Source organism: Pseudomonas syringae CC1557, from assembly GCF_000452705.1.
Taxonomy (GTDB): domain Bacteria; phylum Pseudomonadota; class Gammaproteobacteria; order Pseudomonadales; family Pseudomonadaceae; genus Aquipseudomonas; species Aquipseudomonas syringae_F.
In genome coordinates, this window is the sequence record NZ_CP007014.1 from 2,280,743 (window position 1) to 2,296,550 (window position 15,808).

The window sequence follows — 15,808 nt, forward strand, 5'->3', positions numbered from 1 at the left end:
CCGGTTGTGAGCGAAGCATGCGTGCGGGTAAGGCGCCCACTCATGCTCCATTTGCTTGATTCGTATGTCGCCCGGTGGCGTTCGTTGGTCGCGGATATTGAAAAAAGACTGAATTTTTGTGCTGTGTGAAAGGTCACCTATAGTTCAAGCCACTGCTGAAAAAAGGATCAGGCTTTCAATGGCACTTCCAAAGCACTACCGCATCGATTATCTATTAAACGGTTCGTTCAAGAGCTTTTACATACGCACCGAGAACATGGACAGTACCGAAGCATGGCATTACGCAAGTGTCGATGCAGGGTTGGCGCGCATACCCAAGTACCGTCTGGAAAAGGTTCCGCGGGTCTCGAAGCCCTATGCGGAACACTTCGGTGTGACCAACGTGGAGTGGGCCCAGGCCTGACCCACTCTGATCGCTGATCGGAACGCCGTATCAGCGATGGGTGATCTGTTCCAGCGCCAGATTGCGGGTGCGTGGCCCGAAGTAACCAATGACGATCATCACGATCAACATACTGCTGACGATGAATGCCAGTACTCCTGGTGTGCCGAAGTGTTCGAGAAACACCCCGATCAACAGGCTGCTGAACACCGTTGACAGGCGGCTGAACGAGTAACAGAAACCGACCGCACGAGACCGTATGTTGGTCGGGAACAGCTCACCCTGATAAGAGTGGTAACTGAAGCTCAGCCAGGCATTGCAAAACGTGATCATGATCCCGCAGAAGATCAGCCCGACTGCGCTGGTCTGAAACGCGAACAGGCTGCCGAAGATCATTGCACCCAATGCCGAGCCGACAATCTGCCATTTGTTTTCAAAGCGATTGGCAAATTTCACGAACAGTAACGGGCCCAGCGGGTACGCCAGCGTAATCACGAACGCATACCCCAGGCTATGGGTGACGCTTACGCCTTGTCCGGAAAGCAGCGCGGGCAGCCAGTTGCCAAAGCCGAAAAAGCCAATCGCCTGAAAAATGTGAAACACCACCAGCATCAGTGCGCGACGGCGGTAGGGCGGTTGCCACATGTCGGCAAAGCGCCCCTTACCCTCGACGGCCACTGCTTCAGGCTCCGGTTCATCCAGCGGCTTGCCATGTTCCTTCGCGCAACGTGTCTCGATGGTGTCCATGATCCGTTCGGCTTCATCGAAACGCCCCTGTTGGGCCAGCCAGCGAGGCGACTCGGGGAGCGCGGCGCGCAGCCACCAGACGAACAGCGCGAACACGGCACTGCTGATGACCACCCAGCGCCAGCCGGAAAAGCCGAACGGGTCTTGCGGCACCAGCCACCATGACATCAGCGCAACGCAGGGGACCGACAGGAACTGAATGAAAAATGCGAACGCGAAGGCTGAACTGCGGATGCGTTTGGGCACCAGTTCCGAAAGGTAGGTATCGATGGTCACCAGTTCGACACCCAGACCGATACCGACCACAAAGCGCATGCCGATCACGCCCATTGCCGAGGTTTGCAGGCCCATGATCACGGTGGCGACCGTGTACCAGATCAGTGCAAAGGTAAAAATCGCGCGACGCCCGAAACGATCGGCAATCGGACTGAGCAGGCTGGCCCCGAAGAACAGGCCGAGAAAAGTCGCCGAGGCAAAAGCCGCCTGATCAGAAAAGCCGAACAGGCCCTGGCTGCCGGTTGCGAAGATGCCTTCGCGGATCAGGCCGGGGCTGATATAGGCGGTCTGAAACAGGTCATAGAGCTCGAAAAATCCGGCGATGGACAGCAGCGCGACCAGTCGCCAGATGCTGGCGACTGCAGGCAGCCGGTCGATACGTGCCGAGATATAAGCTGCACGCAGCGATTCTTGCGCCGCAGTGCCCATCTTGTGTGGAGGGTTCATCAGTGGCCATCCTGAGTTCTTGTTGGTGAGCGGATGGTACGCTTTACAATTGGTAATGATTAGCGCCGAGTGCGTTTATCGGCCTTTTAGAGATGAATAATTGTTTACCCGATAACTTTGTTGAGTATTTATTTCACTTCATCGTCATCGCTGGCCGATCAGATGAATATCATATAAAGCCTTCGACAGGAGCAGTAAGTGACGAGCTCCCTGCAAAAAAGAGCGTTCCTGACGGGTTCGGATGTATCAACATGTGTCGCAAAACCTTAGGATTAGGTTCTTCATTCTTCTCCCTCGACGGGTTCCCGTGACGTACAAACTGCCCACCACTGCGACTGCTCCTTTCTGTCCCTCCGCGACCAGCGACAGCGTGGTCATTCCTGCCAATGCCTCGTTGCTGCGCAAGATGATGCTGTTCGTCGGCCCCGGTTTGCTGATCTCCATCGGCTACATGGACCCCGGCAATTGGGCGACGGCCATCGAGGCGGGCTCGCGTTTCGGCTATTCATTGCTGTTTGTAGTGGTATTGGCCAGCTTGTCAGGCATGGTGCTGCAAAACCTCTGTTCGCGCCTGGGGATCGCCACCGGGCGCGATCTGGCGCAGTTGTCTGCTGCTCATTACAGCCCGAAGGTCGCCAAGGGGCAGTGGCTGCTGGCGGAATTGTCGATCGTCGCCACCGACCTGGCGGAAGTGCTGGGTGCGGCGCTGGCGTTTCACCTGCTGCTGGGGGTGTCGATCACCGCGGGTGTCGCGCTTACCGCCTTTGATACGCTGATCGTGCTGGCCTTGCAGGGCGCCAACTTCCGGCGTCTGGAAGCGATTGTGCTGGGACTGATCGCGACCATTGCGGCGTGCTTTGCTGTCGAACTGATCTTGATCAAGCCGTTCTGGCCGGACGTCTTTGCCGGGCTGAAACCGAGTTGGGATGTGCTGAGCAGTCAGGAGCCGCTGTACATCGCCATCGGCATTCTGGGTGCCACCGTCATGCCGCATAACCTGTACCTGCATTCTTCGGTGGTGCAGACACGGGTGAACGGTTCTGACGAAGCGAGCAAGGCCAGCGCCATTCGCTTTGCGCGTTTTGACACCATTGGTTCGCTGAGCCTGGCGCTGTTGATCAACGCCGCGATTTTGATTCTCGCCGCGGCGGCGTTCCACAAGACCGGCCATACCGAGGTGGTCGAGATTCAGGACGCTTATCACTTGCTCGACCCGTTGGTCGGCGGCGCCATTGCCAGCGTACTGTTCGGGATCGCCTTGCTGGCTGCCGGGCAGAGTTCGACCTTCACTGGCACGATTGCGGGGCAGGTGGTGCTCGAAGGCTTTTTGCAGGCAAAAATTCCGTGCTGGCAGCGACGTTTCATCACCCGAGCACTGGCGCTGATTCCGGCGCTGATCGGTGTGATCTGGCTGGGCGACAGTTCAGTGGGCAAAATGCTGGTGCTCAGTCAGGTGGTGTTGAGCCTGCAATTGCCGTTCGCACTGTGGCCACTGATCCGCTTCACCAGTGACCCTCACCTGATGGGGCCGTTCGTCAACAGCCGGTTGATTAAAACAGTTGCGTGGGGGCTGTTCGGCTTGATATCAGCGGCCAACCTGACGCTGATGTGGTTCTGGATCAGCTGAACTCAGGCGATTTCTGCGACTCTCAACCCTGACACCAACGTCAGCCCTAGAGAGCCTGGAGATGAACACGACCCGTGATAATGGAGCAGTGTTCGAGACAGATTTGCCTGCCCGGCTTGATCGCCTGCCCTGGGGGCGCTTTCATACGTTGCTGGTGGTCGCGCTGGGTATTACCTGGCTGCTCGACGGCCTGGAAGTCACCCTTGCAGGTTCGGTAGCGGGTGCCCTCAAAGCCAGCCCGGCGCTGAACCTCAGCAACAGTGACATCGGCCTGGCGGGCGCGGCGTACATCGCCGGTGCCGTGCTGGGCGCGCTGTTCTTCGGCTGGCTGGCAGACCGACTAGGGCGGCGCAAGCTGTTCTTCATCACCTTGCTGCTGTATGTCGGTGCAACCGCTGCCACGGCGTTTTCGTTCAGCGTTTGGAGCTTCATGCTGTTCCGCTTTCTGACCGGCATGGGCATCGGTGGCGAGTACACGGCGATCAACTCGACCATTCAGGAATTCACTCCGGCCCGTTACCGGGGCTGGGTTGATCTGACCATTAACGGCACCTTCTGGCTGGGCGCGGCACTGGGGGCTATCGGTTCGATTGTCTTGCTCGACCCGCAATGGGTGGGGGCCGAACTGGGCTGGCGCCTGTGCTTCGGAATTGGCGCAGTGTTGGGCCTGCTGGTCTTGCTGATGCGCCTGTGGCTGCCGGAAAGCCCGCGCTGGCTGCTGATTCATGGCCAGTCGGCAGAAGCGACCAGGATAGTCGAGCAGATCGAGGCGGACCTGCAACGTCGCGGACACGTGTTGCCTGCCGTTGAGGGCAAACCGCTACGCTTGCACGTCCGAGACCACACGCCGCTTGGCGAGGTCGCGAGAACGCTGCTGGTTACGTTCCGCCAGCGCTCGCTGGTGGGCCTGACGCTGCTGACCTCCCAGGCGTTTTTCTACAATGCGATTTTCTTCACTTACGCGCTGGTGCTGACCGATTTCTACAACGTACCCGCTGAACGGGTGGGCTGGTACGTCCTGCCTCTCGCGTTGGGCAATTTCTGCGGGCCGCTGTTGTTGGGCAGGCTGTTTGACGTGATTGGTCGACGCGTGATGATCAGCCTGACCTATGGCGTGTCCGGGGTGCTGCTGGCAATCAGCGGATATCTGTTCCAGCAGGGCTTGCTGGACGTGACCCAGCAAGCGATCGCCTGGATGGTGATCTTTTTCTTCGCGTCTGCGGCTGCAAGCTCGGCCTACCTGACCGTGGCCGAAACCTTCCCGCTGGAAATACGTGCGCTGGCAATTGCAGTGTTCTACGCATTCGGCACAGGGCTGGGCGGGATCATCGGCCCGACGCTGTTTGGAGAGCTTATCGAAAGCGGGGATCGCAGCAATGTGCTGATCGGCTATCTGATCGGGGCAGGGTTGATGTTGCTGGCCGCGTTGGTGCAATCGATCTGGGGCATGGCTGCCGAACGCAAATCGCTTGAGGAGGTTGCACGGCCGCTATCGCAGGCGGATGGCCAGTAGCGACTGATCAGTTGCTGAACACGCCGCGCAGGCTGTCTACCGAGGCCTGCAGGCCGAAAATGCGCTCGCTGACTTCGCGAGCCTCGTGCGGGCGCGCAGAGCGCTCAAGGTACACCAGGTGCCCGGCAAGGTTGATCGAGACCCGCTCCAGATCATCGGCAGTGCGCTGCACATAGGCCTGGATGTCTTCCAGTCGTTCGATTTGCAAGAATGCTTCCTCATAGGTCGCATCCGAGCGCACTGACAAAAAGGGACCGTTTTGATAAAACCGCCCAAAAAAGTTTTCGGCAATGAAAGTGGCTTCTTTAACGGCGCGATCAAATAAATGTATGGGCGCCCGCCCTGGCCATTTATTCGTCCTCTTGATCGTCCTGCTCCGAATAGGAGTCCAGCAGTTCAGCCAGTGCCAGGGTGCGACTCAAACCGCTTTTGCTGGACACGATTTCAGCCACTGCCTGTGTGGCGGCAAGTCTGGCAGCTTCGCGTTCGGCATCGGTGTTATTGGGCGTAGCGGCCTGCGCAGCCTCAATAATCGATTCCTCAAAGGTATTCATGGTGCTCGCTCTTGAAGTTCAAGTGCCTGTGATACCGGTAAAGGCAAATGGTTTCAAGGTTGATCAGTCACCTTCGTAGGGAAATTCTTCGAGCGCCTGGCCCAACGCAACGCCCTGCGGGCCTTGCAGGTTGTCCAGCACCCAGCAGCTGTTGGCATTTTTCGCCATCAGCAGGCGTGTGGTCTGGCTGCTGACGGGTTGCTGAGGGGCATCCTTGTAACCCAGGTTGTAGGTCATCTCGACCACCGCCTGTTTGTCGGAATTGGACACCAGTTTCCAGTCGATGGGCTTCTGCACGTCGCCATCCTGTGCGTCAGTCCAGGGGTTGGCGCTGACGGCACACTGATCGCCGTTCTGGCACGCCCAGTCTTTCTTGAGCAGGCTCAACAGTGATTTGGACAGGTAATCAGCCCCGCCTTTGTCCTTGAGGTAAAAGTCCTGATGTTTCTCGTAGATCCAGCGCGCCGTATCGACTGGGGTGGCAGCAGGACAGGCAGCCTGTGCGGCGGATGAAAGCAGGCAGGCGAGGGCAATGGCAACGGTTCTGGACATGGAGCGAACTCGCGGTAAAGGTGGCAGTGGTGGTTACAGTCGGACGAGTCTGCATTTGTAAGGCATGCGGACAAAAAAGCAATGGTTTTGAGTGTGAGAGGTGACAGGTTGCTGATAGTTCGTCGGCAGAACGACGAGCATAGCCTTGGGCGCTTATGATTCGCTCTTGGCAGAGCCCTGTGCGCACGGCATGCGCACAGATTACCCGTACTTACTTCTTGACCGGCACGATATCCATGATCTGGCCATTCACTTTCTGGAATCGCACGTACTTGTCGTTGATCTTGACCCACTCGCTTTCCTTGGCTGGCGCTTCGAGGCCCTTGCTCTTCCAGTCCTTCACCTCAAGGTCGCTGCGACGGTACTTCTCCGGCACGCGGGAACCGACCTCCAGTTCGTGAACGTTGTCCTTCGACTCGGTCACTTTCGGGTCGGGCGTCTCTGCTGCGTGAACCGGCAGGGTAACGGCGGAGAAACAGCCGAGCAGGGTCATGCAGGCGATCAACGATTTGCTATTCATATGAAGACTCCCAGTCTTAGGTATCAGGCGGCTTAATGCCTTTGGTAATAACTGGGACCTTCATGCTTTCAAATCATTCGATCGGGTTTGCCGCGTTCAGCCTTTGAGCGTTTCAGCGATGCTTGCAGCCAGTGGCGTAGTGGGGCGCTTGATCAGCGTGCTCAACTGGCGGCCGTCGTCGAACAGTGCGCCTTTGGCTGCCGCAGCATCCGAGTCGGCCAACAACTGCGCGACGAAATCCGGCAGGCCCGCCTTGATCAGCGCCGCTTCGAATTCACTCTGCGGCAGGTCAACATAAGCCAGCGTCTTGCCGCTCTGCCTGGACAGCTCGGCAGCGTAGTCGGCCAACGTGTAAAAATCATCGCCCGCCAACTCATACACGCGACCGGCCTGATCCTGATCGTCTGTCAAAACTGTTGCGGCAGCTTCGGCGTAGTCCAGTCGGGAAGCCGAACTGATCCGCCCCTCGCCAGCGCAGCCCAGTACCGCGCCATGCGCCAGGGCTCCCTGTGCGCCTGCCACATAGTTTTCGGTATACCAGCCGTTACGCAGCAACACGAACGGCAGTCCGCTGGCGTGCAAATAGTCCTCGGTCTCGCGATGTTCTTTGGCCAGACCCAATGCCGAACGGTCGGCATGCAGGACACTGGTGTAGGCCAACAGTTTGATCCCGGCATTTTTAGCAGCATCGACAACCGCCTTGTGCTGCACCAGACGCTGGCCCACTTCGCTGGAAGACACCAGCAGCAGCTTTTTGGCACCGGCAAACGCGCTGTCCAGCGTCGACGGTTGGGAGTAATCGGCCTGACGCACCTGAATGCCCAGTGCCGCAAGGTCTGCGGCCTTTTCCGGGCTGCGCACGGCAGCGATGATCTGCGAAGCGGGCAGGCGAGTGAGCAACTGTTCAATGACGAGACGGCCAAGCTGGCCAGTGGCACCGGTGACAACGATCATGTTGGGGTTCTCGAATCAGGTTGATGGAAAGCACGAGGATAGTCATGATGCTTTCTTTTCGTAAGTACGTACAAAAAGGTAAGTGTCATGAGTGAATCCGCCGCGCGTCCATATTCCGAAACGGCCGAATCCATGCTGGCCTTTGTTCGTCAGGGACAAGTGCTGGCAACCGACTGCCCTTCGAGGGTTGTCCTCAACCATGTCTGCAGTCGCTGGGGCGTATTGGTGCTGGTGGTGTTGCGGGGTGGTGTGCATCGCTTCAGCGAGGTGCGGCGCAAGATTGGAGGGGTCAGCGAGAAAATGCTCGCGCAGACGCTTCAGCATCTGGAGCAGGACGGTTTCGTCATCCGCAAATCCCTGCCGGTGGTTCCGCCTCATGTTCAGTACAGTTTGACGCCGATGGGCGAAGAAGTTGCCTTGCAGGTCGAAACGCTGGCGACCTGGATCGAGACCAATCTGCCACGCATCATGCAGGCTCGCGAAGCGTCTGCGCAGGCTCAGGTGAAGCTGGTTTGAGATGTTTCTGACAGATTTTTCATCTGGTGATTGTCGGCTCAACTGCCTGCAAACTGTCGCTTCTTGCTATGGTGCGCGCCGAAATATTCATTTACACGTTCAGTAGCGCCGTTTGCCCTTCATCGAGAAGCTGTAGAAATGCCCAATCCAATCCCCTTGAAAGACCACGAGAAAGAGACGCGGCTGGTCAACCAGCGCTTGATTGCCTGTGCCGTATTGGTCGGGCTGCTGGCGATCTGTCTGGTCGCGCGGATGTATTTCCTGCAAGTCACCGAATTTGAATACCACTCGACCATTTCTGAAAACAACCGTGTGCATGTGCTGCCCATTCCGCCTGAACGCGGTCTGATCTTCGACCGTAATGGCGAGGTGCTTGCCGATAACCGGCCCAGCTTCAACCTGACCCTGACCCGTGAGCGCGCCGGAGACTGGCACAAGGTGATCGATGAGTTGATGACGCTGCTGGAGTTGCCTGACGAGGATCGCATCCTGTTCGACAAGGAGCTGAAGCAGGTGCGCCATCCGTTCGAGCCCGCGACATTGCTGTACGAACTGACTGAAGAGCAGATCGCCATACTGGCGGTCAATCAGTACCTCCTGCCTGGAGTGGATGTAGCCGCGCAGTTTGTTCGTCATTACCCGCTGGGCGCGCATTTTGCCCATTCGATCGGTTATGTCGGGCGCATCAACGAAAAAGAAGCCGCCCAACTCGACAATGATTATCGCGGCACTCAGTCGATCGGCAAGACCGGTATCGAACGGTTTTACGAGTCTGAACTGCACGGCCGGGTCGGCTATGAAGAAGTTGAAACCAACGCGCAGGGGCGCGTGCTGCGGGTTCTGAAGCATACCGATCCGGTGCCGGGCAAGAACATCACCCTGAGTCTGGATGCGCATTTGCAGGAAGCGGCCGAGAACGCGCTGGGTGATCGGCGCGGTTCGGTGGTGGCGCTGGACCCGGAAACAGGTGAAGTGCTGGCGATGGTCAGCAAACCGAGCTTCGATCCCAACCTGTTCGTGACCGGTATCAGCTTCAAGCAATACGCCGCGCTGCGTGACTCCATCGACCGGCCGCTGTTCAACCGAGTACTGCGTGGCCTGTATGCCCCAGGTTCGACGGTCAAGCCGGAGGTCGCCATTGCCGGGCTCGACAGCGGTGTCGTCAACGCCTCGACCAAGGTCTTCGACCCCGGTTACTTCCAGTTGCCGGACTTCGATCACAAGTACCGCAACTGGAACCACAGTGGCGACGGCTGGGTGGACATGGACACGGCGATCATGCGTTCCAACGACACCTACTTCTACACCCTGGCGCACAAGCTGGGCATTGACCGACTGCATGACTACATGACCATGTTCGGCATCGGCCAGAAGGTCTCGCTGGATATGTTCGAAGAATCCGCCGGCCTGATGCCGTCTCGCGAGTGGAAGCGCGCTACACGCCGTCAGGCCTGGTTCCCCGGCGAGACAGTGATTCTCGGCATCGGTCAGGGCTACATGCAGGTCACCCCGTTGCAACTGGCCCAGGCCACCTCGCTGATCGCCAGCAAGGGCGTTTGGCATCGCCCGCACCTGGCGATGGAAGTGGGCAATGTAGCGCCGGTCGACGAGCATCCGATGCCGAATATCGTGCTGCATGACCCCAATGAATGGAATCAGGTCAACACCGGCATGCAAATGGTCATGCACGACCCGCGTGGTATTGCGCGTGATGCGGCAAAGGGTGCGCAATATCGCATCGCTGGCAAGAGCGGTACGGCGCAGGTGGTGGCGATCAAGCAGGGCGAGCGTTACAACCGTCTCAAAACCCTTGAGCGTAACCGCGATAACGCCCTGTTTGTTGGCTTCGCTCCGGCCGATCACCCGAAAATCGTGGTGTCAGTGACCATCGAGAACGGCGAGGCGGGCGGCCGAGTGGCAGGCCCGGTGGTGCGCGAAATTCTCGATGCCTGGCTGCTCGACAGCGACGGCAAACTCAAGCCGCAATACGCAGTGCCCACCAAGGCGACGGGCAACCCGCACGCCTGAACCGCCTGCCACAGCAGGCGGCCTGACCGAGCCCTGAACAGGGCTCAGGTTTTCTGAACTGTCGAGAATCCATCGGGTCGACCACAACAGGCGTGGCAGAGCGCTGCGCGTGTTTATCTGAATCCTTTATTTGCCTCGACAAGGAACCCCTAATGTCCAAGACCATCGCCGACCATCTTGCGCAAACCCTCGCAGCGGCAGGTGTTTCCCACATCTGGGGGGTGTCTGGTGACAGCCTCAATGGCCTTACCGACAGCCTGGAACGCACCGATTCGATTCGCTGGATGCACACCCGTCATGAAGAAGTCGCCGCCTTCGCCGCTGGTGCCCAGGCAGCATCCAGCGGCAAGCTGGCGGTCTGCGCGGGTAGTTGCGGGCCTGGCAATCTGCACCTGATCAACGGCCTGTACGACTGCCATCGTAACCGGGTGCCGGTGCTGGCGATTGCTGCGCACATTCCATCCTCCGAAATCGGCCTGGATTACTTCCAGGAAACCCACCCGCAAGAGCTGTTCAAGGAGTGCAGCCACTTCGTTGAGCTGGTCAGCAACGCCGAGCAATTCCCGCGTGTGCTGGAACGTGCCATGCGTGCGGCGATCAGCCAGAGAGGCGTTGCGGTGATCGTAGTACCCGGCGACGTGGCGCTCAGCGAGGCACCGGATGTACCTGCGAAGTGGATCGAGGCGACGCCGCCCAACGTTGTCCCGGCAGACAATGACCTGCAGTCGATGGCCGAAATGCTCAATGCTTCCAAGGCGGTGACGCTGTTGTGCGGTGCCGGTTGTGCGGGTGCTCACGAGCAGGTCCTCGCGCTGGCCGACACGCTGGGCGCGCCGATTGTGCATGCATTGCGCGGCAAGCAGCACGTCGAGTACGACAACCCGTTCGACGTCGGCATGACCGGCCTGATCGGCTTCAGCTCTGGCTATCACGCCATGCTGTCCTGCGACACGCTGGTGATCCTCGGCAGCAGCTTTCCGTACCGCAACTTCTACCCCGAGAAGGCCAACATCATTCAGATCGACCTCGATCCGACCCAGCTCGGCCGCCGCACGCCAGTAGCGTTAGGTCTGGTCGGCGGGGTGCGTGAGACACTGGATGCATTGCTGCCGAAGCTCACGCCGCACACCGATCGCCGCTTCCTCGACAAGGCCCTCAAGCACTACGCCAAGGCCCGCGAGGAGCTCGACGAGCTGGCTACGCCCACTCCGGATGGCACGCCGATTCACCCGCAGTACCTGACCCGACTGGTCGACGAGCAGGCCGACGCCGATGCGATCTTCACCGTCGATGTTGGCACGCCGACCCTGTGGGCGGCGCGCTACCTGCACATGAACGGCAAACGCAGCCTGCTGGGTTCGTTCAACCACGGCTCGATGGCCAACGCCTTGCCGCAAGCGCTTGGCGCCAAGGCCGAACACCCGGATCGTCAGGTGGTGGCGTTGTGCGGCGATGGTGGCCTGTCAATGCTGCTCGGTGACCTGCTGAGCATTCGTCAGTTGAACCTGCCAATCAAAATGGTGGTGTTCAACAACAGCTCGCTGGGCTTCGTCGACATGGAAATGAAAGCCAGCGGCTACGTGCCGCATGGCACCGACCTGCACGAAACCAACTTCGCCGGTATCGCGCTGGGCGCAGGCATTCTCGGCTTACGCGTCGAAAACGCCGAAGAGTTGCCCGCCGTGCTGCGCAAAGCCTTCGATCATCCCGGCCCGGTGCTGATCGACGTGGTGACCGCCAAGCAGGAACTGGGCATTCCACCGAAGATCAAGCTCGCGCAGGCCAAGGGCTTCAGCCTGTACATGATGCGCGCGATCATGAGCGGGCGTGGCAGCGAAGTGCTGGAACTGGCCAAGACCAACCTGCGTTAATCGCACTCAGGTGCTTCAACGGCGGGGCGGTCAGAGGGATGATTGACCCCGTCACTGACCTTTACCTGCCCCAGATCGAAAGGATTCACGCCCTCCAGGCAGGCGACGTTGTAGCCGTATTCATCGGGGTTGGAACGTCGCTGGTGGTGGGTGTAAACCCCGCACCTGCCGCAAAAATAATGCTCGGCTGTACGTGTATTGAATTGATACAGCTTGAGTATGCTTTGCCCATGAATGACTCGAATGCCGTCCTTTGCCACTGAAGCGACAATCGCGCCTCTGCGCCTGCACAACGAACAGTCACAGCGCCGTGGGTCGACAATGCCGTCCGGTAAATCCAGCTCCAGCATGATCGCGCCGCAATGGCAGGACGCCTGGTGGACAGGTTTGATCTCAGTAGGGCCGACTTTCCTGATCATGGGGTTTTTCCTTGTGCGTGTTATCAATCAGTGGAAATGCGAACAATCTCATACCGCTGCAAATTAAAGCAGACCGGCAGGTAAAGCTTGGCACTTCACCGCCGAAACAGTTGGATGGAGGTAATACCAGCTACGGCAGGCTGATTACTGAACCCTCTCTGGTTATAAAAAACGTCACTGTTGAAAGAGCGTTGGACCTGGAGCGTTTTTATAGAAAGTCTGTGAGTTATGAGGTCTGTAATGCTTAGAAATGCTCCTTTGAGTATGAAACTGCTGCTTATTCTTATGTTTCCCCTGTTGGGCTTCCTGGCGTTCGCAGGTATTTTTGTCGCTGACAAACGCGAGACGTTCAGCGACAACAGTCGAGCGGTCACGGCCACCAGCGCCGCGCAAAAACTCAGTGATGTAGTGACCACCCTGCAGCGTGAACGCGGCGCCAGCGGCGTGTTTCTGGGCAGCGGTGGCAAGTCGATGCAAGACAAGCTGAAGACCTTTCGCCAGGAATCCGACAAGGCGATCAGCGCGATGCGCGCCCAGTCGACCGAAGGCATTCCCGGGCTGGATAGCGTAAAGCGGGCACTGGATGATCTGCTTGCGCTTCGCGCCAAAGTTGATTCGCTGGCAATCAACAATACCGAGTCCGGCACGCGTTTCACTGACATCATCAAAACACTTATCGGTTTTAATTACTCGCTTGAAGCCAGTATCGAAGACCCGGTAATTCTCCGCGCACTGAGCTCGCTCAATCAATTTGTCGACATGAAAGAGCGTGCAGGCCGCGAGCGCGTCTTGCTCGGCCTGGCCTTCAACCAGAACCGTTTCGACTCGGCCCTGTTGTCGCGTTTCAGCCGTAACCTCGGTGAATTCTCCGGTTACTACGAAGCCTTTCAGCGCTGGGCCCCGGACGTTTTCAAAAGCAAACTGAGTGCTGTCCTGCAGCAGCCAGGATCGCTGGAAGTGGCGCGCCTGCAACGTCTTGGCTTTGATACCCCGTTGGGCGATCCGCTCAATGTCAAACCGGAAGACTGGTTCAACCTTGCCACCGTGCGCATCGACATGATGGCTCAGGTAGAAGCCGAGTTGGGACAGACCGTCGTGGGCCTGGCCAGCGATGCACGCAAAGACGCTGAAAATAGCCTCTATATGGCAATCGGTACTGTAATCGTAATGCTGATCGCCGTGCTCTGGCTGGCGTCGGTGATCATCCGCAACATCAAGATTGCCGTCGTCGACGTAAACCGCACCCTGATAGCACTTTCCACCCGCGACCTGACCGCCAGAACCCGTTACACCGGCAAAGACGAGTTTGGCGAGATCTCGCGCAATCTGGACAACATGGCGCAACAGATCAGCGAAGTCATTCGCGACATCGGCAGCGCGACGGCACAGGTCGCCACGGCGGCCGAGCAGTCTTCAGCCGTCGCTTTGCAGACCAGCCAGAACGTGGCACAGCAGCGTCAGGGCACTGATCAGGTCGCCACTGCCATCAGCCAGATGAGCTCGACGGTCAAAGACGTTGCACGCAGCACCACCGATGCGGCGGCCATGTCGCAACGCGTCAACGCCAGCACGATGCAGGGCAAGATCGAGATCGACAACACCGTCACCCTGATCAAAGGTCTTTCGGTCCAGGCCGAACAGACCTCGCGCATCATCGACGAACTCAAAGGTGAGAGCGATTCGATCTCCTCGGTCCTCGACGTCATTCGCGGTGTGGCCGATCAGACCAACCTCCTGGCACTCAACGCCGCTATCGAAGCCGCACGTGCTGGCGAGCAAGGCCGTGGCTTCGCAGTGGTGGCCGACGAAGTGAGGAATCTAGCCAAGAAGACTCAGGAGTCGACCGTCAGCATCCAGAACATGATCGCTAACCTGCAATCCGGTTCCGACCGCGCCGCAAGCTCCATGCAGGAAACCCTCGGCAAGGCCCAGCAAGGCGCAACAAACGTCGTGCGTGCGGGCGAATTGCTCGAAGAAATCGCCGAAGGCATCGCCAGCATCAGCGACCGCAACATCCAAGTGGCCTCGGCCGCCGAAGAACAAAGCCTGGTCGCCGAAGAAATCCACCGCAACGTCCACGACATCAACGCCCTGGTCATCCAGGTCAGCGCCGGTGCCGAGCAGACAGCGGTGACCAGCCGCGAACTGGCCAGGCTGGCTGAGCAGCAGCAGGAGTTGGTGGGGCGGTTCAGGGTGAGTTGAGGACAAGGCGTCTGGTTTGATGTTCAAAGGCCTGGAAGCGTAAGCTTTCAGGCCTTTTTTGTTGTGCTATGCCAGTGTTCAAGTGAACACGGATCATCCAGGAAGTATGCTCATACAACATCGCAATACCGTCTCTCGACCACGACCACTCAGTCATCTTTTCACGTAACTCCAAGCCGTAAATGAAATTATGTAGTGATTAAAAATAATCACTACATAATCGTTGACGCGCCTCTTTCGGCCTTGCATTATGCAGCTGTCTCCCTGATCGGGAGCGCAGCAAAGCGGTACTGAACAGGCTCGGCAAGCCGTCGAGATGTTTCCGGATGTAGGCTGCCCACAAGGCAGATTGATGAAGCTGACCTGGCATCGTCGTCGATAAAGGCGAGAAGCTGGCGAAACGTCCTCATGATGCTTGTATCGGATCGGTTGTGGATTCTGGGCCGGGTCTTTGGGTTTCGTGACTTCTTCTCGCTAACGTTGACGCCGCTGTGTAGCGGCTTCTCATCAAGGCTACCTGCATGTCCTTGAGGGCCAGAACTGTATTCGACGAACGCTCCATCGCGGTTCGTGGATGAACGTCTGGCACATGAACTTGATGTATCAACTATTGAACAGTCTGCGAGTGAAGGAGCATCAACATGAATATCAACAAACAACCGACTATTGATGAACTGGCCTGTCTGTTTGCCACGCGCAAAGATACGCTGGATGACCATATCGTCTGGATTGCCGATTCCGGTGAAGTGCATGTCGATGCCATGGCGCCGCATACCCAGGAGTGCGAGTTCCGTGACGCACACCCGGACATGCGCATTGCGCTGAAGATGTTTCGTCGTGGGCAGGGTTACGTCGGCAGGAAAGCCGCTGCTGATCGCATGTTCATGGAGCACACGCTGCAAACCTTGCAAAGCGAATGGCAAAAGACTCAGCGCCATACGCACTCGCAGGTGGCCTGAGTGAGGGCGTAAAGTGCGAAACCTGCTCCTTGCCGTTATCAGGGAGCAGGTCATATCTGCCAGATAGCAGAACCGTTTCAGGGTTGGCCCTTTACCCTTGTCTTATTGTTGTACAAAGTAAATCGGGTGGTATAAATTCCGGTCAGGAGTCAGCGTGTTTGGCGCTGTTTTTTCCGGTTTCGGTATAGACCACGCCGCTGACTCTTATGACTTTTCTAGCTGCCGGTATCTCCTCTGGCAG

The 15,808-nt window shown here is 58.1% G+C and carries 15 protein-coding genes; 8 read left to right on the forward strand and 7 right to left on the reverse strand.

Annotated elements, in window-relative coordinates:
• Positions 1-178 precede the first annotated feature (178 nt).
• The gene (locus tag N018_RS10495; protein WP_024645756.1) at positions 179-403 is read left to right on the forward strand and encodes a DUF6555 family protein; all 225 of its coding nucleotides are present in this window, start codon (positions 179-181) and stop codon (positions 401-403) included.
• A gap of 30 nt (positions 404-433) precedes the next feature.
• On the opposite strand, the gene N018_RS10500 is transcribed toward N018_RS10495, so the two are convergent.
• A complete protein-coding gene (locus tag N018_RS10500) occupies positions 434-1,852 on the reverse strand; it encodes an MFS transporter (RefSeq protein ID WP_025389511.1) in 1,419 nt (472 codons plus the stop codon).
• A 307-nt stretch (positions 1,853-2,159) separates the two neighbouring features.
• Between N018_RS10500 and N018_RS10505 the strand changes: the two genes are divergently transcribed.
• Complete coding sequence (locus N018_RS10505) at positions 2,160-3,479, forward strand: Nramp family divalent metal transporter (protein WP_024645754.1); 1,320 nt, start codon at positions 2,160-2,162, stop codon at positions 3,477-3,479.
• A gap of 61 nt (positions 3,480-3,540) precedes the next feature.
• A complete protein-coding gene (locus tag N018_RS10510) occupies positions 3,541-4,992 on the forward strand; it encodes an MFS transporter (protein WP_025389512.1) in 1,452 nt (483 codons plus the stop codon).
• A gap of 7 nt (positions 4,993-4,999) precedes the next feature.
• Here the strand turns inward: N018_RS10510 and N018_RS10515 are convergent, their stop codons facing one another.
• The 5 genes from N018_RS10515 to N018_RS10535 all read right to left on the reverse strand — a co-directional run bounded on the left by N018_RS10515 (position 5,000) and on the right by N018_RS10535 (position 7,572).
• On the reverse strand, positions 5,000-5,200 hold the full coding sequence (locus tag N018_RS10515) for a hypothetical protein (protein ID WP_024645752.1): 201 nt from the start codon (positions 5,198-5,200) through the stop codon (positions 5,000-5,002).
• Between the two features lie 142 nt (positions 5,201-5,342).
• A complete protein-coding gene (locus N018_RS10520; protein WP_024645751.1) occupies positions 5,343-5,546 on the reverse strand; it encodes a hypothetical protein in 204 nt (67 codons plus the stop codon).
• Between the two features lie 63 nt (positions 5,547-5,609).
• Entirely contained in the window at positions 5,610-6,098 is a 489-nt protein-coding gene (locus tag N018_RS10525; RefSeq protein ID WP_024645750.1) for a DUF3828 domain-containing protein, read from the reverse strand.
• Positions 6,099-6,309: 211 nt separating this feature from the next.
• The gene (locus N018_RS10530; RefSeq protein WP_032632844.1) at positions 6,310-6,618 is read right to left on the reverse strand and encodes an RcnB family protein; all 309 of its coding nucleotides are present in this window, start codon (positions 6,616-6,618) and stop codon (positions 6,310-6,312) included.
• Positions 6,619-6,714: 96 nt separating this feature from the next.
• Positions 6,715-7,572: an SDR family oxidoreductase gene (locus N018_RS10535; RefSeq protein WP_025389513.1), complete on the reverse strand. Its 858-nt coding sequence runs from the start codon at positions 7,570-7,572 to the stop codon at positions 6,715-6,717.
• Between the two features lie 87 nt (positions 7,573-7,659).
• Between N018_RS10535 and N018_RS10540 the strand changes: the two genes are divergently transcribed.
• The 3 genes from N018_RS10540 (at position 7,660) to poxB (ending at position 11,987) form a co-directional block, all read left to right on the forward strand.
• Positions 7,660-8,088, forward strand: coding sequence for a winged helix-turn-helix transcriptional regulator (locus N018_RS10540; protein ID WP_024645748.1), 429 nt, complete (start codon positions 7,660-7,662; stop codon positions 8,086-8,088).
• Positions 8,089-8,226: 138 nt separating this feature from the next.
• Positions 8,227-10,116: a penicillin-binding protein 2 gene (gene mrdA, locus N018_RS10545; RefSeq protein ID WP_024645747.1), complete on the forward strand. Its 1,890-nt coding sequence runs from the start codon at positions 8,227-8,229 to the stop codon at positions 10,114-10,116.
• A 152-nt stretch (positions 10,117-10,268) separates the two neighbouring features.
• Positions 10,269-11,987, forward strand: a complete 1,719-nt coding sequence (gene poxB, locus N018_RS10550; RefSeq protein WP_025389514.1) for a ubiquinone-dependent pyruvate dehydrogenase — start codon at positions 10,269-10,271, stop codon at positions 11,985-11,987.
• Here the strand turns inward: poxB and N018_RS26375 are convergent.
• A complete protein-coding gene (locus tag N018_RS26375) occupies positions 11,984-12,406 on the reverse strand; it encodes a GFA family protein (protein WP_080274812.1) in 423 nt (140 codons plus the stop codon). The two genes, poxB and N018_RS26375, sit on opposite strands and share 4 nt — an antisense overlap.
• Before the next feature lie 285 nt (positions 12,407-12,691).
• Between N018_RS26375 and N018_RS10565 the strand changes: the two genes are divergently transcribed.
• Positions 12,692-14,608, forward strand: coding sequence for a methyl-accepting chemotaxis protein (locus tag N018_RS10565; protein ID WP_025389517.1), 1,917 nt, complete (start codon positions 12,692-12,694; stop codon positions 14,606-14,608).
• A 641-nt stretch (positions 14,609-15,249) separates the two neighbouring features.
• Complete coding sequence (locus tag N018_RS10570; RefSeq protein ID WP_025389518.1) at positions 15,250-15,567, forward strand: hypothetical protein; 318 nt, start codon at positions 15,250-15,252, stop codon at positions 15,565-15,567.
• Positions 15,568-15,808 lie beyond the last annotated feature (241 nt).